The sequence below is a fragment of the Pseudarthrobacter sp. CCNWLW207 genome (assembly GCF_037203945.1).
In the GTDB taxonomy this organism is placed as follows: Bacteria; Actinomycetota; Actinomycetes; order Actinomycetales; family Micrococcaceae; genus Arthrobacter.
In genome coordinates, this window is sequence record NZ_JBBCBS010000004.1 from 136,617 (window position 1) to 157,312 (window position 20,696).

Genomic DNA, 20,696 nt, shown 5'->3' on the forward strand with positions numbered 1-20,696 from the left:
TGCAATTACTTCGGTTGCAGGTGACGCAGCTTGGGTCTTGGGTGCTGAGTCCGGGGCAGGCGGGACCTCGAAGGCCGGGCCCCTGACTCTTCTTCGGCGCAGTGGGGCAGATGCCGGTCCTGCCGGAGTCGCCGCGGGATGTGGCACTTCTGCCCCGGGAATGGTTGGGGTGGGTGGAGTGGTGATGGCCGGCGCAGTTTCTGCGCGGTGTCGCCCGGCCCGAAAAGGGCGCGACTGATCCAGCGAACGGGACATGGTATTTGCCTCTCAACGCCTGCGAAGTTAGCTGTCGGGTTCGGAAGAGGTCAACCGGCCGGCACGTTCAGGCGTGACGGCTTCACCCCAAGGACCGCTGCGAAACGGCCCGAAGACTGTGGGTCCCCCGTCTCTGCCTTACTGTGTTGGGAGCCCGGGATGTGGCAGAGCTCGGCGTCAGCCCGGACGCGGCCCGATCCAGATGGGCCACCCGAAAACCGTACATGAACCGCCCCCCTTAAGTCACGTTTAGGTAACAGGACTGTCCGGAGTGGTGAGTCACCTTGCTTGCCGAGCCCATTTCTTCCGCGCGGGAGGATCGAAGAGTAGGCTGGATAGACCGTTAGGCAGTATGCGGCCGCCATTGCAGACTGGGTGTGAGTCCACCCCAGCATCCTGGAGGGGTTCCCCGTGGCCGCAGCCAGCGTCAGTCTCCCCATTGCAGGCATCGCACGGCTGTGCCCGATTTCGTGTTGGACGATTCCTTATTGGATCGAGCTTCCACACAGGCGCGTCATCACTGGCCCCGGACAGTCTCCCTTGGATTATGACAAGCGCCCAAGCGCCTGCCCTGACGATTAAATCCGTGAAAAGCGAAGAGGAGTTGAGATGGACGCCGAGGCCGTTCTTGGGTTGATCGGTGGCTATCTGGCCACTATGGCTGGGGTGTTCCTCCTGTACGCGCCCGTCCTTATCCTTGTTGTCTGCCTGTTGATGACAGCAGGCATGCTGCAACTGTTGGCATGGCCTTTTGTCGCCCTCTTCCGGAAGCTGCGCCGGAAACCTGAACCCCCCTCGGACGGGTCCTGGCTGCTGCACTAAGTATCGTCCCAGCGCTCATCGCCAAACCAGGCTTGGTTACGCTATCCCCATGCGTGACCTCGTCATTCTTGGCACAGCCTCCCAGGTTCCCACCCGGACGCGGAACCATAACGGCTACCTGTTGCGGTGGGACGGCGAAGGCCTGCTCTTTGACCCTGGCGAGGGAACCCAGCGCCAGATGCTCCACGCCGGGGTGGCGGCCAGCCAGATCACACGCATCTGCCTGACCCATGTGCACGGCGACCATTGCTTCGGACTGCCCGGGGTGCTTTCGCGGATGGCCCTGGACGGCGTTGCCCATCCGGTCCACCTGCACTTTCCGGCTTCGGGGGAGGACCTCGTCCGTGCCCTGGTTGCGGTTAGTTCTCCCGGGATTGATTTACGGTTGTATCCGCACGGCGCCGCGGGAACCGTGGCGCCCGGCCTGGAGGTCCAGCCGCTGAAGCACCGCATCGAAACGTACGGTTACCGGCTCACCGAACCAGATGGCCGCACTTTCCTTCCGGATAGGCTGGCCGCGGCAGGGATCAGGGGAGCCGACGTCGGCCGCCTGGAGCGTGAGAGAAGCCTGGGAAACGTCCGTCTCGAGGACGTGACGGTGGCCCGGCCAGGCCAGAAATTCGCCTTTGTGATGGACACCGCCCCTTGCGCGGGCGCGGAGAAACTGGCTGAGGGTGCGGATCTGCTCGTGGCGGAGTCAACATTCAGCAACGACGACGCCGGGCTCGCCGGGGAGTATCGGCACCTCACCGCCGGGCAGGCAGGGGAGTTGGCGGCCAGCGCCGCCGTCGGCACGCTGATCCTGACGCACTTCTCCTCGCGGTATGGCGATGACGTCACGCTCCTGGCCCAGCAGGCGCGGGACCGTGCCGGCGGGGCTGCCGTCACTGCCGCCCATGACCTGGACCGGATCGCTTTTCCCAAACGCCGGCAACCGCACTAAACAACAACCCCCGCAACGTCCGGCGCCCCTTGCCCGGCGCCTGACATCGGAGGAGGATGTTTGGGCATCCCAGGAGGCTCCCATGATCCAGCTTGGCAAGTTTGAGAAGTATCTGATCGAGGAATTCTTCGACGATTACCGCGCCGGGGACATGACCCACCGCACGTTTACCCGCCGGGTCGCTTTCATCACCGGAAGCATGGCAGCGGCCTCGGCCGCAATGTTGCTCGTGGGCTGCACTCCCGAAGAAGTCCCGCGCAGCACCGACCCCATGCCCACCCCCTCTCCAACGTCCTCGGCGGCAGGCAACGGCACCGCGGCCGCCGGTGCCGTCCCCGGAGCCAAGAGCCCGCTCTCCGTTCCCGAGGGAACAGCAGGGCTGACGACGTCGACAATCACGTTCCCCTCCAGCGGCACCGACATCAGGGGCTACCTTGCCCGGCCCGACGGGGGAGCGGCTGGTCCTGCAGTGTTGATCTGCCACGAGAACCGCGGACTCACCCCGCACATCCAGGACGTTGCCCGACGATTCGCCAAAGCCGGCTACAGTGCGCTGGCCCTGGACCTGCTTAGCAGGGAGGGCGGGACGGCGGGGATGGATGCCGACGCCGTACCTGGTGCACTGACGGGCGCCGGCGCCAAACGCCACGTGGCCGATTTCGCCGCTGCCTTTGACTACCTGGCGTCACAGGACTTCGTGGACCCGGCGAGGATCGCCATGACGGGTTATTGTTTCGGCGGCGGAATCACGTGGCAGGCGTCGACGGAGCTCAGCGGGCTCGCAGCCACGGCCGCTTTCTACGGCCCGGCACCGGACCTCAACAAAGTCCCAGCCATCAAGGCAGCGGTCTTCGGTGTCTATGCCGAGCGGGACCAGCGGATCACGGGGGCCATGCCGGCGCTGAAGGACGCGTTGGCGGCCAACAACATCACGCACCAGCTGACCGTTTACCCGGGCGTGGACCACGCCTTCCACAACGACACCGGTGAACGGTACAACGAGGCCCAGGCAACGGCGGCCTGGAACGACACCTTGGCGTGGTTCAAGCAGCACGTCTGACGCGCGGCGTCACCCGATGGGATGGCCGTGGTGGCACGTGGTTTGCCCGTCCGGTATCTCATGTCCCTGGATGCAGGTCACAGTGGGCGGCTGGGGAAGGTCATGGGCGAGGAAGAAGAGACTGCTCCGCCCGTGTTCAAAACCCGCATCCTCCCTCTTCAGCCAGGGCCGGTGGCTGTGTTTGGCTGAATCGGCCGGTTTCTGTTCCTCGTGCTGATGATGCCCGAACGGATTCTTGACCATGGGTACCGCGACCTTCCCATTACCCTGACTGCCCTTGGGCAGCGATGAACCGGTACGAAAAATTTTACGCCGCCGGTCCCGCCGCAGGCGCGGGTAGTCTTGAAAGATGAGCACCACAACGCCAACAACGCTCACCTTCGATGGCCGCTTCGCCCGGGAGTTCGAGGAGCTTGCTGTACCCTGGCAGGCCGAGGAAGCTCCGTCCCCGCAACTCCTCGTGCTGAACGAGCCGCTGGCCAGCGAACTTGGCCTGGATCCGGCGTCGCTGCGGACCCCGGAGGGGACGCTGGTGCTCATCGGCAACCGGGTCCCGGAAGGTGCCACGCCTGTGGCCCAGGCATACGCCGGGCATCAGTTCGGAGGCTATTCGCCACTCTTGGGAGACGGGCGCGCCCTCCTGCTGGGGGAGGTTACGGATATTTACGGGCGCCTCCGCGATGTGCACCTCAAGGGCTCGGGCCGTACCCCGTTCGCCCGTGCCGGTGACGGCCTCGCCGTCGTCGGTCCGATGCTGCGCGAATACCTCGTCAGTGAAGCCATGTATGCCATGGGCATTCCCACCACACGGTCGCTTGCCGTCGTGGCCACTGGACGGCCAGTCCGCCGCGAAACTATGCTTCCCGGGGCTGTGCTGACCCGCGTCGCGAGCAGCCACCTGCGTGTGGGCAGCTTCCAGTTCGCCCGGGTCAACGGCGACGCCGAGCTCCTCCGTCGACTGGCCGACCACGCGATCAGCCGCCATCATCCGGACGCCGCGAAGGCGGACCAGCCCTATCTCGCGCTGTTCGATGCGGTCATCGCCGCCCAGGCGTCCCTGGTGGCCCAGTGGATGCTCGTGGGATTTGTCCACGGGGTAATGAACACGGACAACATGACCATCTCGGGCGAGACCATCGACTATGGACCGTGCGCGTTTATGGATGCCTTCAACCCCGGTGCGGTCTACAGCTCCATCGACGCCGGCGGACGTTATGCCTACGCCAACCAGCCAGTCATCGCTGAATGGAACCTCACCCGGCTGGCCGAGGCGCTTCTGCCCCTGCTCCACGAGGACCAGGAGCAGGCCGTTGCGCTCGCTGTGGAGTCACTGGGCGCGTTCCGGAAGCTGTACAGCACGGCCTGGTCCACCGGGATGAAATCCAAGCTGGGACTCGGCGCGGAGGCAAGGGACGACGAAGCGGGGCCTCTGGTGAATGACCTGCTCGCCATGCTTGAAGAGGGGCAGGTTGATTACACCTCGTTCCTCCGGGGCCTCGGGTCCGCAGCCCGCGGTACACCCGATGCAGCCCGAACCATGTTCACGGACCCAGGAGCATTTGACGCCTGGGCCAAGAAGTGGCTCGCCCTGGCACCGGACGCAGACATGATGGACCGGGTGAACCCTGTCTACATCCCCAGGAACCACTTGGTGGAAGAAGCCCTGGGCGCCGCTACCGCAGGCGACCTGGACCCGTTCCACCGCCTGGTGGGCGTCCTGACGCAGCCGTACACTGAGCGCCCCGGCCTGGAACGCTACGCCGGTCCCGCGCCTGTTGACTTCGGCAGCTACCGGACGTTCTGCGGAACCTGAGCGAACAAAAACGGGGGACGACGGCGACAGGCGGCTGGTTGCCGCCCGCCGCCGTCGAACCGGCCGGACTCACGCTACGCGAACGAAGGACGCTCCCGACAACCAGCTGATGGAGTGGACTTCGGTCTTGTAACCGTCCACGCCGCCGCTAACAACCTGGCCATTGCCGGCGTAGACGCCCACGTGGCCGGCGGTGATGACCAGGTCACCGGCCGCAGGGGTGCCCACCACGGTGCCGTATGCGAAGAATTGCGTGGGTGCAAGGTCTCCTACGCTCTTGCCCACCGAGCGGAGTGCCTTCTCCACCATGGCGGTGCAGTCCTGCTGAACGCCGAGCTGCGAATAGGCGGAAGCCAGGATGGCAGCGCCGAGCGAGCCGGACGGTGCCTGCGCCGCCGGGGCGGCGGTGGAAGCCAGCTGGACGCCGGTGTTGGCCGGGGCAGTGGGCGCTGCGGCTGCCTTCGCCACCGGAGCCGGAGCCGGAGCAGTGTAGCCGGCACCCGGGATCTGGATCTGGTCACCGGGGTAGATGATGGTGGTCAGCGACAGGCCGTTCACAGCCAGGACGTCGTTCAGGGCCACGCCGTAGGTGGCGGAAATTGCGCCCAGGGTGTCGCCTGAGACGACCGTGTGGACGGTGGCTGCGGCGGCCGGAGCGGCAGCCGCGGCCGGTGCAACGGCGGCCGGTGCAGCTGCCGGTGCGCTGTTCTGGCCCTGCACATTGACGGTGCCGGACGAGTCCGGGCCGTGGACCCCGGCCTGCGCCGGGGTGCCAATGCTAAAGAGCAGCCCGGACGCGGCAACTGCGGCAAGTGCGGGCCGGCCGAACGTCAGTGCGCGGGCTTTGGCCGAGGAAGACAGGCCAACCAGGACGGTGGGGCGGACAGAAGTCGCACGATGGCGTGCGGCAGTGGAGTTTTTTGACACGGGTAATCGCCTCTCCCATGCCTGCGGGGTGAGCTGTCGGGTTCGGGTCGGAGACACCCGGCCGGTTACGGCTCCGTACGGGACGGAGCAATATCGACTTAACCCCAAGGCTTCGGAACGAAGCCGTGGAAACGTGGTTCCCCCGTCCCTGCCAGTGAAAGTAACTGGGGTCCCGGTTCAGCGGCAGGGTTCGGCATACTGACGGGAATGCCCCGGCTTGAGCCAGGACACCGCTCGACCATAACCTCTGCTCTTTTGGAATGTCACATTCCGGTAACGGAATGTAGGCCAAAAAGCCGCCTCATCTTCGGGTGGGGTTCTTCCCTGTGTGGAATGACGTTGCAGGTCAGGTCCCGATAGCGGTATATGCTGCGAAAGCTGGTGCCGCGTGATTGAAATCACGTAACAAAAGAGGTCGTCTTGCGTTTTGATCCTCAGATTGAGGCCTGATGCGTGGTATTTGAGGCCTGCCTTGGGGCTGCTGAGGGAGGGATCTCTGCTGGATAACAATGTTGGACCAGGATCCACAAGGCAAGAGTTTTGCCCGGTAAGCTCACCAACTATGTCCCGGTTTGCTCAAAGAATGAGGCTGCCTGCCGTTGCAGGCCTGCTGGCGGTTGTTTTGGCGGCCCCGCTCGCCATGGCGCCTTCGCATGCCGACGACGATACTCCGCCAGGCGGTTACCCCTCCTGGCAGGACGTGCAAAACGCCAAGCAAAGCGAGGCCGGTAAGGCTGCGGAGGTCACCAGGATCAACGAACTGTTGAGTGGGCTGCAGACGCAGGCTGAGGCACTGGGTGGCGCTGCCGTGACGTCCGCTGCCGAATACGCCGCGGCGGACGCAGCGCTCCAGGCTGCCAGCTCAAGGGTCGACGTCCTCACCGCACAGACTGAACGCGCCACGGCGGAACTCGGGCAGTACAAAAAGGAAATCGGTGCCCTGGCAGCCCAGTCGTACAAGACCGGCGGCACCAATATGGGATTCTTCGTAGCCCTCGACGCCGTCCAGACCAACAGCATCCAGGGTCTGAATATCGTCCAGATCGTCAGCGACAAGACCGCGGCCCTGGTGAACAAATCCGCGGCTGCCGAACGCGTCGCCAGCGCCCTCGCCGATCAGGAAAAGGCGGCGAGGATTGAACGCGAACGGCTGTCAGGGGAAGCCAAGAGCAAGCTCGACGCCGCCCAGGCGGCCCAGCAGGCCATGTCGCGGCAGGTTGCGGAGCAGCAGGAGCACAGCCAGGAACTGACCGCGCAGCTGGCATCCCTCAAGGGCACCACTGCCGCCGTCGAGGGGGAGTTCCGGCAGGGCCAGGCGGCTTTGGCTGCCTACGAGACCGCGCAGGCAGCTAAGCGCGCCGCAGCGCAGGAGCAGGCCCGCCAACAGGCCGAGGCGGCGGCCAAGGCCGCGGCCCTGGCCGCCGCCCAGAAGCCGGTAAACCCAGGGCCCGCCGCACCGGCCGCCCCAGCTGCACCGGCGCCGGCTCCTGTCCCAGGTCCGACGCCCAGCCCGCCGCCCGTCGTCGTCCCTTCCGTTCCTGGCGGTGCCGTCAACGACCCCGCCGGAGCCAAGAGTTACGCTTCGGGCCGGCTGTCCGCCTATGGCTGGGGCCAGGACCAGTTCCTGTGCCTGGCGCAGCTCTGGACCAAGGAATCCAACTGGCTGACCACGGCCACCAACCCCTACTCCGGCGCTTACGGGATCGCCCAGGCGCTGCCCGCTGGGAAGTACGCCAGCGCCGGTAGCGACTGGCTCACCAATTACCGGACGCAGGTCGAGTGGGGCCTCGGGTACATCCGGGACCGCTACACGTCTCCGTGCGGGGCCTGGAACCACTCCATCCAATACAACTGGTACTGACCCGGCCGGCGCGGACGCGAAGGCTAGGCGGAGTCCGGTGCAGGTTTCGCAAATTCGGCGGCGCTGACGAATTCAATGCCGACGAAGGCCTGGGTCGCCGTCGACCCAGGAGTCATGCCCCGGTGGAATGGTGTAGGAATCACCAGCGGCGATACTGGTCCGCCGCCCATCCATTGTTTCGACCGTGAGTGCCCCGGACACGCAATATCCGACGTGGTTCACCTGGCATGACGCTGGTCAGGCTGCATCAAGCCCGTGGTTCAAACGGATTACCAGGCGGCATCTGAAGCGCTTACGAGTGACAGCATGCTCCGTTGAGTGCCACTTGTCGAGTCCTGCGAAGGTGCCGCGGCGCTAGGCTTTTCCCATGGCTGACTTTGAGCGGTTCCGGATCCTGCTGGAGGAAGAGCGTACGCGAAAGCTTGCCCTGCTTCCGGCGCTGCGCGCCGACATTTCCTCAACCAATGCTGCACGCCAGGACTCCAACGTCGACGACGAGCACGACCCCGAGGGTGCCACCATCGCCTTCGAGCTGTCCCAGGCCTCGGCCTTGCTGCAACAGAGCAGCTCCGGCCTGGCCCAGGTGGAAGCTGCCCTGCAGCGACTGGCCGATGGCACCTACGGCGTGTGCGCGGTGTGTGGCGCGCCTATCGCCGAGGGCCGCCTGGAGGCCAGGCCCTGGACCCCCTATTGCCTGGAGCATGCCTCCACCGGGCGCCGCGGACGGTAGCCGTGAACCAGACAGTCCTGGATGCCGCGGACTTCATTGATGCCACCCTGCAGAACGAAGGCGCCTGGTACCGGGCGGACGAGGTGGAGTCCCGGATGGGCGGTGCCCTGGGCTCCTATGGTGCGTCGGTGGGGGCGGTCCGGGGAACCGTCCGCGACGCCGGACGGAAGTTCAAGGACCTGGGCCACGATGACGTGGTGGCCTTGGCCTCACTGCTCTGGGGCCAACCAGGTCCCGGCAGGAAGCCCGTCTATGAGCGTCGCCTCGCCGCTGTGGTGCTGCTGCAGTCCCGGGTGGCCATGCTGCGGCACACGGACCTGACCAGGCTCGAGGGCTTTATCAGATCCGCGCACAGCGGTGAGCTGGTAATCCCGCTGATCAACGACGTTGTAGTCCCGCTCCTGAAGGTGCTGGACGGACCTGGCCGGCAACGCGCCGACGTCGTGATCACCCGCTGGAGCCAGGACCCCGATGGCTGGATCCGCCACGCAGCATCCCTGACCGCAGGCGTAGCCTGAAACACCTGAGAGAAGGAGACGGAAATGAGCGATCCCTACGACCTGGAGCGTTTTGTCGAGGCCCAGGACCACGGCGGCACCTACAGCCGGGCCTTGGCCGAATTGCAGCTGGGCAGGAAGACGGGCCACTGGATGTGGTTCATCTTCCCGCAGATTGCCGGGCTCGGAAGCAGCCCCACGTCGGTCAGGTACGCCATCAATTCGCTGGAAGAAGCGCAGGCGTACTTGAAGCATGATGTCCTGGGCCCGCGCCTGCTGGAGTCCGCAGCCGCCATCGACACGCACGCCGGCCGCTCGGCCACGGACATCCTCGGCGGCATCGACGCCAGGAAGCTGCACTCTTCGATGACACTGTTCCTGCGTGCCGCGCCCGGGGAGACCATCTTCAAGACCGTGCTGGCCGACTTCTTCGACGGCCAACCGGACCCCGCCACGGACTCCCTTCTGGCGGCTGACAGGGACTGACCGGGCGGACGGACGCTCCCGACCTGCGGGTCAGTCCTTCCGCACCTCCACGAGTTCCACCTGCTGCACGAGGCCGCCGTCAACCACCGCAGTCATGTACGTGCAGACCGGCTGGCGCCGGCGGTCCGTAGGCGAGCCGGGATTGAGCAGGCGCAATCCGCGCGGGGTAGTGGTATCCCACGGTATGTGGCTGTGCCCGAACACCAGTACGTCGGCGTCCGGATAATGCGACTCCGCGCGTTCGCTACGCCCCCTGGCCGGGCCGGTCTCATGCACCATGGCAAACTGCACGCCTTCCAGTGTGACGGCCACCGTTTCCGAAAGCCGCCGGCGGAGTTCCGGCCCGTCGTTGTTGCCGTACACCCCTATGAGGCGCCGGCTTCGCCGCTCAAATTGGTCCAGCAGTTCCGCTGTTACCCAGTCTCCGGCATGGAGCACCACGTCGGCGCTTTCGACGGCGGCCCAGACCTGCGCGGGCAGGTCCCGGGCGCGGTGGGGAACATGGGTGTCGGAGACGAGTACGAGGCGCAGCGTCATGACTGAATCCTGCCACGTTGCCGGCGCCGGTGGGGTTCGTGGATCCTTTTGGCGGCCCTGACCGCCGGCCTCTGCTGGCCCCTGGATTCCATGCGGCACCCGGTGCAATAGTGGCGGGATGATCAACCAGCAACAACTCTGGGACGACGCCACCGCGCAGCAGTACGACACGCCGGGAGAGGGGATGTTCTCCCCAGACGTCCTGGGACCGACCGTCGACGTCCTGTCCAGGCTCGCGGGCGACGGTCCGGCCGTGGAGTTCGCCATTGGGACGGGTCGTGTCGCCATCCCCCTCTTCGAGGCGGGGATCCAGGTCAGCGGCATAGAACTTTCCCACGCGATGATCTCCCGTCTCAGGGAGAAGGTCGATGAGGAAAGTATTCCCGTCGTTCAAGGTGACATGACCGAGGCTGTCGCGGGCGAGAACTTTGCGCTGGCGTTCCTGGTGTTCAACACCATCGCGAACCTCCTGACCCAGGACGACCAGGTCCGGTGTTTCCAGAATGCCGCCCGTCATCTTGCACCTGGTGGGCGATTCGTCGTCGAGCTCTGGGTACCGCAACTGCGTTCCTTGCCGCCCGGACACGGCGGGACCGTTGAGGTGAGCGAGCCCGGCTACCTTCTGGTCGACACGTATGACGTGCTCAACCAGTTCGTCGTCTCACACCACGTGCGGTTCGGCCCGGAACTTGTCGATGGGCGTCAGGCACGCATCGGGCGGACACCCCACCGCTACATCTGGCCCAGCGAACTCGACCTGATGGCGCAGTTGGCAGGATTTAGGCTGGAATCCAGGTGGGCGGACTGGGACGGCAGCGAATTCACCGCGGATTCCCGCAGCCACGTCTCGGTGTACCGGCTCACCGAAACCTGAGGCCCGAAATACACCCTGTTACGGCCTGCTGTTGAGTCGTACTCTGGGGCTGGGAGGTGATTGCCATGGAGGCAGCTCAGGGTGACAGGATCATCGTCAGGGGAAGGACCGTCGGGTCGACCGACCGGCACGGTGTCATCCTTGAAGTCAAAGGACAGGAAGGCCATCCGCCTTACCTGGTCCGCTTTGACGACGGCCACGAGACCGTTATGTATCCCGGCGGGGACTTCGCCGTCGACAAGCCGCACGGGGAATAGGGCCGTCTGATTCTGCGTGCCGCCGGAAGGTACATGTCAGACTGGAGCCATGGATCATTCCGTGACCGCACCCCCGTCCGGCACCGACGCCCATAATCCGCACCTTCAGCAACCTCCTGCCAGGACGGGTCCCCGTGATCCCGGCGATGCCTGGGTGGAAGGGGACCGCGGGCGTTTCTGGGGCAGGTTCGGTGCAGCCGGGGTGCTCGCCTACGATCCGGACCGGGGCGTGCTCCTGCAGCACCGCGCCCAGTGGAGCCACAACGGCGGAACGTGGGGGCTTCCCGGCGGAGCGCTGCACCAGGGCGAGGATGCAGTTGCAGGCGCGCTGCGGGAGGCCCACGAAGAAGCCGCCGTGCCCGGGGAGAACGTCAGCGTCCTGTTCACGTCCGTGCTGGACGTCGGCTACTGGTCCTACACCACGGTGGTCCTGTTCGTCACGGATCCCTTTGAGCCCGTCATCAGCGACCCCGAAAGCATCGAACTGCTCTGGGTTCCGCTGGCCGAGGTCGACGCCAGGGAACTGCACCCAGGCTTCGCCGCCGCCTGGCCTGGGTTGCGGACGCGCATGCTCTCATTGACGGACGCCCGCCTTTAGGGGCACCCCCAGGCTACTTGGCCGTCAGGTGTCCTGGCCGTACTCCGCGGTAACCAGGATGGGCAGGTGATCGGACTTGCCGCGGGGCAGCGTCTCCACGCTTTCGATGTCCAGGCCCAGGGACGTGGCGAAGTCGAAGTGGCCCTTGAAGACCTTGTAACGGGTGTAGGTCCGCCGATCGCTGAGGGACAGCGCGTAGCCGGAGTCCTTCATGTGGGCATGAAGGTTCTTAGTGAAGAACGGGTAGTTGAAGTCACCCACCATCAGCGTCATGAGTCCGCTGCCCATGCTCAGCAGTTCAGCGTGGGCAGCATGGATCTGGTGCCGCCGCAGGGAGTTGGAGGCGGTGAGCGGAGCGGCGTGGAAGGAACCGATGACCAGTTCGTGCTGGGTTTCATTGTCCACCACACGGGTTCCGATGAGCCGTTCGTGGGCGGGCGCCAGCACGCGGTCGTGCATGGACTTCTTCAGCGCGAAAGACTGCGTGTTGACGGCCGTAAAGCGGCTCGCCCGGTAGTAGATGGCCAGCCCCAGCCGGTTGCCCTTGGTGGTGTCGGCCAGGTGCAGGGGGCCGAGGGTTTCGGGCAGGTCGGCGGAATCGACTTCCTGCAGGCACAGCGCATCGATCTCAAAGTTCCGGGCGAGGGCCAGGAGTTCTCCGCTCGCCTTGTGCTTCCGGAGGTTGTAGCTAATGACGCGCATCGGACACCTCTTCTCGAGGGTTGCTGACAGGACCAGTTCATGAGTCTACTTTGAACGCACTCTGCAGGTGCCAACATTTCGCCGCGTCCGGGCAAAGCGTCCTGAGCGAACCGATAGAGTTAGTGGCGATTCACCCAGAACCACGGGAAGGGCCAACGTTGACCAGAGATCTGCCCGAACTTGCCGACGGCAACTTCTACTACCAGGCGTTGGGCGGCGGCCGGTTCCGCTCCACTATCCACGCCCAAGGGGCCTGGAACGAGCACGAGCAGCATATGGCCCCGGCCTCCGGCCTGATGGCAGACAGCCTTGAGCGGCACCATCCCCGCGAGGACATGAGGATGGCCCGTCTCAGCTACGAGATCCTGGGGCTGATCCCCGGCGGCGAATTCCACATCGAGACCTCCACGCTCCGGCCGGGCAGGACCATCGAGCTGCTTCAGGCCGAGCTCATCGCCAACGGCCGGGTGGCCATCCGTGCCACCGCCTGGCGCCTGGTCACCAGCGACACAAGTGCTGTGGCCGCCGTCGAGGACTCCACCATTGCCACGCCGGATGAATGCAAGCCGTACGACGGCGCCAGCGTCTGGCCGGGTGGGTATATCCGGTCCCTGGAAATGCGCGTCGCAGAGGGGCACCGGCCCGGGGCCGGCACGGTCTGGCTTCGGACCGCCCACCCGCTGACCGACGCCGCCGACACCGGAGACCTCGCCCGGCTGATGGGCCTGGTGGACACGGCCAACGGGATCGCAGCACGCGTCCCGCCGGGAAAGGACAGCTACGCGTTTCCCAACCTTGACCTGCAGATCCACATGTACCGGCGTCCACAAGGTGAGTGGCTGGGGCTGGAGAACGCGGTGTCGTTCGGGACGGACGGAATTGGCCTCACCTCCACGGTTCTGCACGACATCTCCGGGCCGTTCGGCCGTGCCGAACAGATCCTGACGCTGCGCAAGACCTGAGGCGGGCCCCGGGTCCTTCCCGGCCGCCCGCTGGCCAGTTAGCCGGTTCCCTCGGCCTGGCTATAGGACCGGACAGCAGTGTCGATGGTCGGAAAGAAGTGATCCGCGGTAAACCTTGCCGACGCGCCGAACCGGACCAGCCGGTCCTTGATGGGCCCCTTCAGCTCGGCAAAGACCAAATCGATTCCGTCCTGCGCCAGTTCGTCATCGAGGTGGGCCAGTTCGTCCAGCGCCGTGGTGTCCAGGCCCGTAATGGGTTCGGCCGCCACAATGACACACTTCACGGGCCAGGGTGCAGCGTCCACGAGGCCGCGGATGTGGTCGGCAAAGACTTCGCCATTTGCAAAAAACAGCGGCGCGTCGAAGCGTGCGATGACCAGGCCCTTTATTCGCCTGCCTTCGGGATGCCGCTCGAGGTCGTGAAAGCCGGGCACATTCTCCAGGTTCGCCAGTTCGGTGCGGTAAGGATCCCAGGCGCGCTGGACGAAGGCGATCAGGGACAATCCAATGGCAACGACTATGCCCTCCAGGACGCCCACGAAGGCGACCCCGAGGAACGTGACGATCAGGAGGACGGACTCCATCCGGCTCATGCTGAAGAGCCGGATCAGTGCCTTCACATCAACCAGCGAAGCGGCAGCCACAATCACCACTGCGGCGAGCGTGGCCGTGGGCAGCAGGGCTGTGGCCCCCGGGGCGGCGATCATAAAAAGCAGCACCAGCAAGGCTGCCACCACACCGCTCAGCTGCGTTTTCGCGCCGGCGTCGATCACGATCGGAGTGCGCGACGAACTTCCGCACACGGGAAAGCCGCCCAGAAACCCGGTAGCCACGTTGGCGATGCCGAGGGCGCCCATTTCCTCATTGCCGTTGACCCTCGCCCCGCGGCGTCCAGCAAGGCTTTTTGACAACGTAGAGGTGTCCGCGAAGGCAATCAGAGCGATGCCGGCGGCCGGGCCTGCGAGCGCCAGGATGTCGTTTATGCCGATCCCACCGAGGGCGGGCGCGGGGAGGCCCGGAGGCAGGGCGCCGACCACCGGCAGCTGCCCGCTGAGCTGCAGCGCTGCGACGGCGGCGATGGAGCCGGCCACGGCAAGCAGGACGCTGGGAACGCGCCAGGGAAGAAACCGGCCCGCCACGATGACGGCGAGGCTCCCTGCGCCCACGGCAAGGGCAACAGGGTTGATTCCCTCCCGGCCGACGACGTCGGCCAGGGACATGAGGCGCGCCAGCAGGTTGTCCCCCTCAATTGAGATACCCAGCAACCGCGGAAGCTGGCTCACGATGACGGCGAGCGCGATGCCGTTGAGGTAGCCGATGCGGATTGGCCTGGACAGCAGTCCTGTCACGAACCCCAGTTTGAAAATCCGCCCGGCGATCAGGAACACTCCGATCAGGATGGCGAGCACACCGGCCATGGCAACGGCCTCATCAGGGTTGCGGCCGGCCAGCGGAAGGATTGCCGCCGCGATCATGGGTGCCAGTGCTGAGTCCGGGCCGACGATGACCACCCGTGAGGGCCCAAAGATGGCGTAGAAGATCATCGGCACCACAGAGGCATACAGGCCTGTCACGGCCGGCAGCCCGCTTGCCTCGGCATAGGCCATCCCGGCCGGAACGAGGGCCGCACTCAATGCCGCTCCGGCGACCAGGTCCGGTTTCAACCAGGAGCGCTGGTAGTTCCGTGCCACGTCGATGGCAGGAACCGCCTTGCTGATCCAGTTGCTGTGCATGGGAGCGGTAGTCAGTTCGTCCGGAACACGAGCCAGCCCACCAGCGTGGAGAGCCCGGTCAGCACGGCTCCCCAAAGCATGTCCACCACGATGAGCTGCAATGGCCAGGTTTTGAGGGTCGCAGCGTTGGTCAGGTCATAGGTGGCATAAGCGAAGGCGCCCAGCGCGGCGCCGTAGCCGACGGCGGTCAGCCAGCTGCCGCCGTCGAGCGCTGGCCGCAGCGCAAAGAAGACAATGCCTGCGATGTAAATGACATAGAAGGCCACGGCGTAACCTAGGTGTGGTTTGTCCGCCAGCAACTCGCCGATGTGGCTCCGGTAGAACGGGTTCATCAGCTTCAGCCACACGGCGTCAATAGCCGCAAACGCGGCGGCGACAACGAGGAATTGCAATATGACCATAAGGGAGCTTAGCAACATGCAGGATGCCGGAACCGGAGGGCCACACCTCACCGTGGTGCGGCAGGAACGGTCGCTGGGCGCGGCGGAGGATCTTGACCTTGCACTGGACCTGCTGGGCCAGGCAAAGACCGGCCGGATCGGCTCCACCCTCCGCCTGTACCGTCCCGCCCCCACGGTTGCGTTCGGCCAGCGGGACACCAGGCTTCCGGGTTTTGAGGCCGCCGCCCAGGCCTGCCGCAACCGCGGCTTCGAGCCCCTCGTGCGCAAGGCGGGCGGGCGGGCAGCGGCCTACCACCAAGGCACCCTGGTAGTGGACCATATCGAACCCCACGCTGATGCGATCGCCGGCTCCAAGACCCGGTTCGGGTTCTTCGGTGAACTGCTGGCGCAGGCCCTGCGGAGCGCGGGCGTGCAGGCAGCCGTGGGCGAAATCCCGGGGGAGTACTGCCCGGGGGAGTTCAGTGTCCACGGCACGGACCCGGCCGACCCGGCGCACCAGGTCAAGCTTGTAGGCACCGCCCAGCGTGTGGTGGCAGGCGGTTGGCTCTTCAGTTCCGTGATCGTTGTGGAGGACTCCGCTCCTATCCGCGGGGTGCTGACCGACAGTTACGCGGCGCTGGGCCTGGACTGGGACCCGGCAACCGCCGGCGCGGCCAACGATCTGGTGCCCGGGCTCGACGTCCAGGCCGTCGAGGATGCCCTGCTGTCCACCTATGCGGGCTACGCCTCCCTCCGGTTTGCCGATTTCAGCAGCTACGCCGGATTGGACAGCGGGACAGCGTAGCCCGCACGGCCGCCTGCCTCCCGGCTTGTCAGCGGCCCGGGGGCTGTCAGTGGCCCCGGGCGATCCACTCATCCAGGTGGGGAGCCTCGGCACCGATAGTGGTGCTGTCGCCGTGGCCCGTCCGCACCACCGTCTCCGGGGGGAGCGGCAGCAGCCACGACCGGATGGAGTCGATGATCGTGGGGAAGTCGCTGTAGGACCTGCCCGTGGCGCCGGGCCCACCCTGGAACAGCGTGTCACCGGTGAACACGGTGCCACCGGCGTCGGGCCCCTCCTGCAGGTGGAAGGATACGGATCCGGGCGAGTGCCCAGGCGTGTGGAGGGCCCTGAGCTTCGCCCCGCCTACCTCGAAGATGTCGCCGTGGCTGATGTCGCGGTCGGGATCCACCTCCGGGTAGACGCTCCGCCAGAGCATCCAGTCACCCTGGTGGAGATGGATGGGCGCCTGCACGAGGTCCCAGAAGTCGCCAACAGACCCGATGTGGTCATCATGGCCGTGCGTGAGCAGGATGGCCTTCAGCGTCCGTCCACCCACTGCAGCGGCGACGGCCTTGGCGTCGTGCGCAGGGTCGATGACGATGCACTCCTGGTCATCGCCCACAATCCAGACGTTGTTCTCCACGTCCCAGGTGCCGCCGTCGAGCGAAAACGTCCCGGACGTCACCAGACGGTCGATCCGAAGGCTCACAGCTCCACCACCGAACGCAGCACGGAACCGGAGTCCATCTTGTCGAAGGCTTCCTCCACCTGGTCGATGGTGATCCGTTCGGTGACGAAGGCGTCGAGGTCCAGCTTCCCCTGCCTGTAGAGGCTGATGAGCATCGGGAAGTCCCGCGACGGGAGACAATCGCCGTACCAGGACGACTTCAGCGACCCGCCCCGGCCGAAAAGGTCCAGCAGCGGGAGTTCCAGCCTCATCTCTGGCGTAGGGACGCCAACCAGCACCACAGTTCCGGCGAGGTCGCGGGCGTAGAACGCCTGTTTGTAGGTTTCGGGACGTCCGACGGCGTCAATCACCACGTCTGCGCCGAAGCCCCCGGTGAGCTCGCGGATCTTTTCCACCGGATCGGTGTCCGAAGAATCAACGGTGTGGGTGGCGCCGAGTTCCCGGGCCCGCTCCAGCTACTTCGCGTCAATGTCGACGGCAATGATCGTGCTGGCGCCGGCGAGTGCGGCGCCGGCGATGGCGGCCACACCCACGCCGCCGCAGCCGATGACGGCCACTGAGTCGCCGCGTTTGACGCCGCCGGTGTTGATGGCGGCGCCAATCCCAGCCATGACGCCGCAACCGAGCAGTCCGACGGCGGCAGCGTCGGCGTCGGGGTCCACCTTGGTGCACTGCCCGGCGGCCACCAGGGTCTTTTCGGTGAAGGCGCCAATGCCCAGGGCAGCGGACAGTTCAGTGCCGTCCTCCAGGGTCATTTTCTGGGTCGCGTTGTGCGTGTTGAAGCAGTACTGCGCCTCGCCGCGGTTGCACGCGCGGCAGTTGCCGCAGACGGCGCGCCAGTTCAGCACCACGCGATCGCCGGCGGCCACGTCCGTGACGTCCGGGCCCACTGCTGAGACAATTCCGGTGGCCTCGTGGCCCAGCAGGAAGGGGAAGTCGTCGCTGATGCCGCCGAGCTTGTAGTGCAGGTCAGTGTGGCAGACGCCGGAAGTGATGATGTCCACCAGGGCCTCACCGGGTCCGGGATCCGGGACCAGGATGGTTTCCAGCGTGACCGGGGCCCCCTTGGAACGGGCTACGACACCTTTGACTTTATGGACCATGGAAGGCTCCCTAATGCAGATAGACAGAACGGGACCAACAGTGAATGTTGGTCCCGTTCTGTCTATCACGCCAGGTTCGGGGGTGTCCGGTCCGGCACTAGGCAGCCAGGCGGCTCTTGACCTCAGCGGCTGAGGGGTTGGTGGCAGCAGTGCCGTCCGGGAAAAGCACGGTGGGGACGGTCCGGTTGCCGCCGTTGAGCTGCTCCACAAGTTCGGCCGTGCCATCAACTTCCTCGATGTTGATTTCCGTGTAGCCGATGCCCTGCGCGTCCAGCTGCTTCTTGAGCCGGTTGCAGTAGCCGCACCAGGTGGTGGAAAACATGGTGATGGTGCCGTTCTCGGGGGTAAAGTCCACGGAGCTCTCCTAAATCAGTAAGGGGGTTCGTTCCCATCAACGGTAACCCGCGGCCCACTATTCCCCGGAGCCGATGGCCCCGGATGACAGTGAATAGCAGTAATGGCATGCTGGTGCCATGTGTGGACGCTATGTGATGGCACGTGCCGTGGGGGACCTGCTGGCTGAATTCGATGCCCAGCTCGAGGAGGACGTCGAGTTGCCGCCGTCGTGGAATGTGGCACCAACCGATGACGTTCCCATAGTCCTGGAGCGCCTGATTGACGACTCCACCGTCCGCCAGTTGCACGTGGCCCGCTGGGGCCTGGTGCCGTCCTGGGCCAAAGACCCCGGCATCGGGTCCAAAATGATCAATGCCCGCTCCGAAACGGTCCTGGAGAAGCCCGCGTTCCGCAAAGCCGTCCAGTCACGCCGCTGCGCTGTCCCGGCGGATGGCTACTACGAGTGGAAACAAGGCACAGGTAAGGCGAAGCAGCCCTACTACGTGCACCCGGGCGAAGGCAGCGGGCTGGTGTTCGCCGGCCTGTACGAATGGTGGAAGGATCCGTCCAAGGCCGAGGGCGAGCCGGGGCGGTGGCTGCTCTCCACCTCCATCCTGACCGCTGACACACCGCCGCCGGGATCGGAGTCAACTGTCTTCGGCAAGCTCACCGCCCTGCACGACCGGGTGCCGCTGCCCATGGACCGGGCCACCATGGAGTCGTGGATCGACCCGCAGATTGACGATGCAGCCTTCCTGGTGGACCTGGTCCGCGCCCATGTGAAGGATGTGGCAGGGGACTGGCGCGTGGATTCCGTTGGCCGGGAAGTGGGAAACGTCCGCAACAATTCCCCGGAACTCATCCGTCCCGTCGAGGCGCTTTTCTAAGCCAAGCCGTTCGTTCGTTGACCCCTCCCCTGACCCGGGGCGGCGGGGGTTCCTGACTCCTAGACGGTGACCTGGCCGGCGTCGTCCACTGCCCACGTGGGGTTGTAGGCAATTTCCCAGCGGAAGCCGTCCGGGTCCGCGAAGTAGCCGCTGTACCCGCCCCACGGCTGAGTGACCGGCTCCGCAACGATCCTCGCCCCGGCAGCAGCGGCTTCGGCCATGACCCGGTCCACTTCCTCCGTGCTGGCCAGGTTGTGGCTGAGCGTGATGCAGGGGACCGGCCCTGGCGCATCAACTCCGGCCTCGGCCTGCATTTGGCCGGCGTTCCACAGGGAGAGGATGAGTCCGTGGTTGACCTGGATGAATAACACGTCATCAGGGAATTCCTTGTGCACGGGCCAGCCAAGGCCTTCGGCATAGAAGCGGCGGGAGGCGGCTACGCTGCGCACACCTAGTGAGATGAAGTCGACTCTGGGCTGCATGCTTCGATACTGTCAGAAGATGGCGACAATTCAAGGAAACGATAGGGACGCGCTGGCCGACAAGGAACAGCTCGCCGCCGTGCGGATTGCAGTCGACGAGGTGGATGACCAGATCGTCACCCTCATTGCCCGGCGCGAACGGCTGATCAGGATTGCCGGAACCCTCAAGGGGGACGACGCCGAAGTCCGGGCCCCTGGCCGGGTGGAGCGGATCATCGAACACGTCCGGTCCGCCGCGGAAAAGAAGGACATCGATCCGGACATCGTGGAGTCAACGTACCGGGCCATGATCTCGGGATTCATCGAACTCGAGCTGAAGGTCCACAAAGAAAACAGCTGACACTGTCCCCAGCAGTCCCGAGCTGTTCCCAGTAATTCCAAGGCGCCCTGCCACCGGATTTGTTCCGGCAGGGCGCCTGCTCTTTTTCCCGGGTTAGAGTGATTCCTCGACGGCGATGCCGGACTGGAATTCCCGGCCATCGGCCTCACTGAACGCCGACATGATGTGTCCCTTGCCCAGCCCGTGGATAGCATCCATAGGGAAGACTCCGGTAATGGTGCTGCCCGAATGCGTGACTCCGCTGAGGTCGTAGTTCTCCTCGGTTCCCTGTTCATGGCTGAACGAGTAGAAGGCGATCGCCTCCCCGTTCATGAATTCAATGCCCAGCCGTCTTTGCGACGAGTAGTCAGGGCTGGCAGCCATAAGCCCCACCACGTACGCACCCGAGCCCGGGATGTTGCCTTCAATATCAAAAGTGGCCAGGAGCGTGGAGTCCTGGGCTTTGATGCTTACCTGCTTCAGGAGTGCGTCATTGGTGCTCATGCCACCATCCTGCTACCTGCCGTCCCGTCCGTCCACCCCTGTCTAGGTTTTGCCGGGGCACCGGCGTAGACTGGATTTATTCGAATATGTATTCGAACAGCCGTGTTCGAAACCCCGGGATGACCCGTCCCCGGGGCAACGGTTCATTCAGTTCCG

General features: G+C 65.3%; 25 protein-coding genes, 1 pseudogene and 2 riboswitches. Of the genes and pseudogenes, 15 read left to right on the top strand and 11 right to left on the bottom strand.

The features are described from left to right. Positions 1-257 precede the first annotated feature (257 nt). A riboswitch (cyclic di-AMP (ydaO/yuaA leader) is annotated at positions 258-418 on the bottom strand. A gap of 446 nt (positions 419-864) precedes the next feature. The 4 genes from V9L17_RS08485 to V9L17_RS08500 all read left to right on the top strand — a co-directional run bounded on the left by V9L17_RS08485 (position 865) and on the right by V9L17_RS08500 (position 4,893). Then, positions 865-1,077: a hypothetical protein gene (locus tag V9L17_RS08485; RefSeq protein ID WP_337348141.1), complete on the top strand. Its 213-nt coding sequence runs from the start codon at positions 865-867 to the stop codon at positions 1,075-1,077. Positions 1,078-1,126: 49 nt separating this feature from the next. After that, the gene (locus V9L17_RS08490; RefSeq protein WP_337351133.1) at positions 1,127-2,020 is read left to right on the top strand and encodes a ribonuclease Z; all 894 of its coding nucleotides are present in this window, start codon (positions 1,127-1,129) and stop codon (positions 2,018-2,020) included. A gap of 82 nt (positions 2,021-2,102) precedes the next feature. Next, complete coding sequence (locus V9L17_RS08495; protein ID WP_337351134.1) at positions 2,103-3,080, top strand: dienelactone hydrolase family protein; 978 nt, start codon at positions 2,103-2,105, stop codon at positions 3,078-3,080. A 349-nt stretch (positions 3,081-3,429) separates the two neighbouring features. Then, on the top strand, positions 3,430-4,893 hold the full coding sequence (locus V9L17_RS08500; RefSeq protein WP_337351135.1) for a protein adenylyltransferase SelO: 1,464 nt from the start codon (positions 3,430-3,432) through the stop codon (positions 4,891-4,893). Positions 4,894-4,962: 69 nt separating this feature from the next. Here the strand turns inward: V9L17_RS08500 and V9L17_RS08505 are convergent, their stop codons facing one another. Then, positions 4,963-5,820: a C40 family peptidase gene (locus V9L17_RS08505; RefSeq protein WP_337351136.1), complete on the bottom strand. Its 858-nt coding sequence runs from the start codon at positions 5,818-5,820 to the stop codon at positions 4,963-4,965. Between the two features lie 3 nt (positions 5,821-5,823). After that, a riboswitch (cyclic di-AMP (ydaO/yuaA leader) is annotated at positions 5,824-6,025 on the bottom strand. A gap of 378 nt (positions 6,026-6,403) precedes the next feature. Here V9L17_RS08505 and V9L17_RS08510 point away from each other — a divergent pair. After that, positions 6,404-7,681, top strand: coding sequence for a lytic transglycosylase domain-containing protein (locus V9L17_RS08510; RefSeq protein WP_337351137.1), 1,278 nt, complete (start codon positions 6,404-6,406; stop codon positions 7,679-7,681). A 72-nt stretch (positions 7,682-7,753) separates the two neighbouring features. Here the strand turns inward: V9L17_RS08510 and V9L17_RS08515 are convergent, their stop codons facing one another. Then, positions 7,754-7,855: a hypothetical protein gene (locus V9L17_RS08515; protein WP_337351260.1), complete on the bottom strand. Its 102-nt coding sequence runs from the start codon at positions 7,853-7,855 to the stop codon at positions 7,754-7,756. A gap of 193 nt (positions 7,856-8,048) precedes the next feature. Here V9L17_RS08515 and V9L17_RS08520 point away from each other — a divergent pair, with 193 nt between their 5' ends. From V9L17_RS08520 to V9L17_RS08530, 3 genes are read left to right on the top strand one after another with little or no spacing between them, the layout of a single operon-like run. Further along, complete coding sequence (locus V9L17_RS08520) at positions 8,049-8,411, top strand: TraR/DksA family transcriptional regulator (protein ID WP_337351138.1); 363 nt, start codon at positions 8,049-8,051, stop codon at positions 8,409-8,411. 2 nt (positions 8,412-8,413) lie between these two features. Next, on the top strand, positions 8,414-8,929 hold the full coding sequence (locus tag V9L17_RS08525; RefSeq protein WP_337351139.1) for a DNA alkylation repair protein: 516 nt from the start codon (positions 8,414-8,416) through the stop codon (positions 8,927-8,929). Positions 8,930-8,953: 24 nt separating this feature from the next. Then, a complete protein-coding gene (locus tag V9L17_RS08530) occupies positions 8,954-9,394 on the top strand; it encodes a DUF1810 domain-containing protein (RefSeq protein ID WP_337351140.1) in 441 nt (146 codons plus the stop codon). Between the two features lie 30 nt (positions 9,395-9,424). On the opposite strand, the gene V9L17_RS08535 is transcribed toward V9L17_RS08530, so the two are convergent. Next, positions 9,425-9,931: a metallophosphoesterase family protein gene (locus V9L17_RS08535; protein WP_337351141.1), complete on the bottom strand. Its 507-nt coding sequence runs from the start codon at positions 9,929-9,931 to the stop codon at positions 9,425-9,427. A gap of 118 nt (positions 9,932-10,049) precedes the next feature. Here V9L17_RS08535 and V9L17_RS08540 point away from each other — a divergent pair, with 118 nt between their 5' ends. The 3 genes from V9L17_RS08540 to V9L17_RS08550 all read left to right on the top strand — a co-directional run bounded on the left by V9L17_RS08540 (position 10,050) and on the right by V9L17_RS08550 (position 11,660). Continuing rightward, complete coding sequence (locus tag V9L17_RS08540; protein WP_337351142.1) at positions 10,050-10,805, top strand: class I SAM-dependent DNA methyltransferase; 756 nt, start codon at positions 10,050-10,052, stop codon at positions 10,803-10,805. A gap of 65 nt (positions 10,806-10,870) precedes the next feature. After that, positions 10,871-11,062, top strand: coding sequence for a DUF1918 domain-containing protein (locus V9L17_RS08545; protein WP_337348129.1), 192 nt, complete (start codon positions 10,871-10,873; stop codon positions 11,060-11,062). A 49-nt stretch (positions 11,063-11,111) separates the two neighbouring features. Next, the gene (locus V9L17_RS08550) at positions 11,112-11,660 is read left to right on the top strand and encodes an NUDIX hydrolase (protein ID WP_337351143.1); all 549 of its coding nucleotides are present in this window, start codon (positions 11,112-11,114) and stop codon (positions 11,658-11,660) included. A gap of 24 nt (positions 11,661-11,684) precedes the next feature. Here the strand turns inward: V9L17_RS08550 and V9L17_RS08555 are convergent, their stop codons facing one another. Continuing rightward, positions 11,685-12,362 carry an endonuclease/exonuclease/phosphatase family protein gene (locus V9L17_RS08555; RefSeq protein WP_337348127.1) on the bottom strand — a complete coding sequence of 226 codons (678 nt, stop codon included), beginning with the start codon at positions 12,360-12,362 and terminating at the stop codon, positions 11,685-11,687. Between the two features lie 158 nt (positions 12,363-12,520). On the opposite strand from V9L17_RS08555, the gene V9L17_RS08560 reads away from it, so the two are divergent. Then, complete coding sequence (locus V9L17_RS08560; protein ID WP_337351144.1) at positions 12,521-13,324, top strand: thioesterase family protein; 804 nt, start codon at positions 12,521-12,523, stop codon at positions 13,322-13,324. A 38-nt stretch (positions 13,325-13,362) separates the two neighbouring features. On the opposite strand, the gene V9L17_RS08565 is transcribed toward V9L17_RS08560, so the two are convergent. Further along, a complete protein-coding gene (locus V9L17_RS08565) occupies positions 13,363-15,057 on the bottom strand; it encodes a SulP family inorganic anion transporter (protein ID WP_337351145.1) in 1,695 nt (564 codons plus the stop codon). 11 nt (positions 15,058-15,068) lie between these two features. Further along, a complete protein-coding gene (locus V9L17_RS08570) occupies positions 15,069-15,458 on the bottom strand; it encodes a DUF2177 family protein (RefSeq protein WP_337348125.1) in 390 nt (129 codons plus the stop codon). 16 nt (positions 15,459-15,474) lie between these two features. Between V9L17_RS08570 and V9L17_RS08575 the strand changes: the two genes are divergently transcribed. Next, positions 15,475-16,242 (top strand): lipoate--protein ligase family protein, encoded by a 768-nt coding sequence (locus tag V9L17_RS08575; RefSeq protein ID WP_337351261.1) that lies wholly within the window; start codon positions 15,475-15,477, stop codon positions 16,240-16,242. Positions 16,243-16,288: 46 nt separating this feature from the next. On the opposite strand, the gene V9L17_RS08580 is transcribed toward V9L17_RS08575, so the two are convergent. From V9L17_RS08580 to V9L17_RS08590, 3 genes and pseudogenes are all read right to left on the bottom strand, one after another. After that, positions 16,289-16,930, bottom strand: a complete 642-nt coding sequence (locus tag V9L17_RS08580; protein ID WP_337351146.1) for an MBL fold metallo-hydrolase — start codon at positions 16,928-16,930, stop codon at positions 16,289-16,291. Continuing rightward, positions 16,927-18,012: pseudogene (locus tag V9L17_RS08585) on the bottom strand (S-(hydroxymethyl)mycothiol dehydrogenase). The gene V9L17_RS08580 and the pseudogene V9L17_RS08585 overlap by 4 nt, the downstream one beginning before the upstream one ends. Before the next feature lie 97 nt (positions 18,013-18,109). Continuing rightward, positions 18,110-18,367, bottom strand: a complete 258-nt coding sequence (locus V9L17_RS08590; protein ID WP_310163639.1) for a mycoredoxin — start codon at positions 18,365-18,367, stop codon at positions 18,110-18,112. A 118-nt stretch (positions 18,368-18,485) separates the two neighbouring features. Here V9L17_RS08590 and V9L17_RS08595 point away from each other — a divergent pair, with 118 nt between their 5' ends. Then, entirely contained in the window at positions 18,486-19,235 is a 750-nt protein-coding gene (locus tag V9L17_RS08595) for an SOS response-associated peptidase (RefSeq protein WP_337351147.1), read from the top strand. A gap of 59 nt (positions 19,236-19,294) precedes the next feature. Here the strand turns inward: V9L17_RS08595 and V9L17_RS08600 are convergent, their stop codons facing one another. Beyond that, a complete protein-coding gene (locus V9L17_RS08600) occupies positions 19,295-19,717 on the bottom strand; it encodes a VOC family protein (protein ID WP_337351148.1) in 423 nt (140 codons plus the stop codon). A 19-nt stretch (positions 19,718-19,736) separates the two neighbouring features. Here V9L17_RS08600 and V9L17_RS08605 point away from each other — a divergent pair, with 19 nt between their 5' ends. Next, the gene (locus V9L17_RS08605; protein ID WP_337348120.1) at positions 19,737-20,057 is read left to right on the top strand and encodes a chorismate mutase; all 321 of its coding nucleotides are present in this window, start codon (positions 19,737-19,739) and stop codon (positions 20,055-20,057) included. Positions 20,058-20,150: 93 nt separating this feature from the next. Here the strand turns inward: V9L17_RS08605 and V9L17_RS08610 are convergent, their stop codons facing one another. Then, positions 20,151-20,540: a hypothetical protein gene (locus V9L17_RS08610; RefSeq protein WP_337348119.1), complete on the bottom strand. Its 390-nt coding sequence runs from the start codon at positions 20,538-20,540 to the stop codon at positions 20,151-20,153. Positions 20,541-20,696 lie beyond the last annotated feature (156 nt).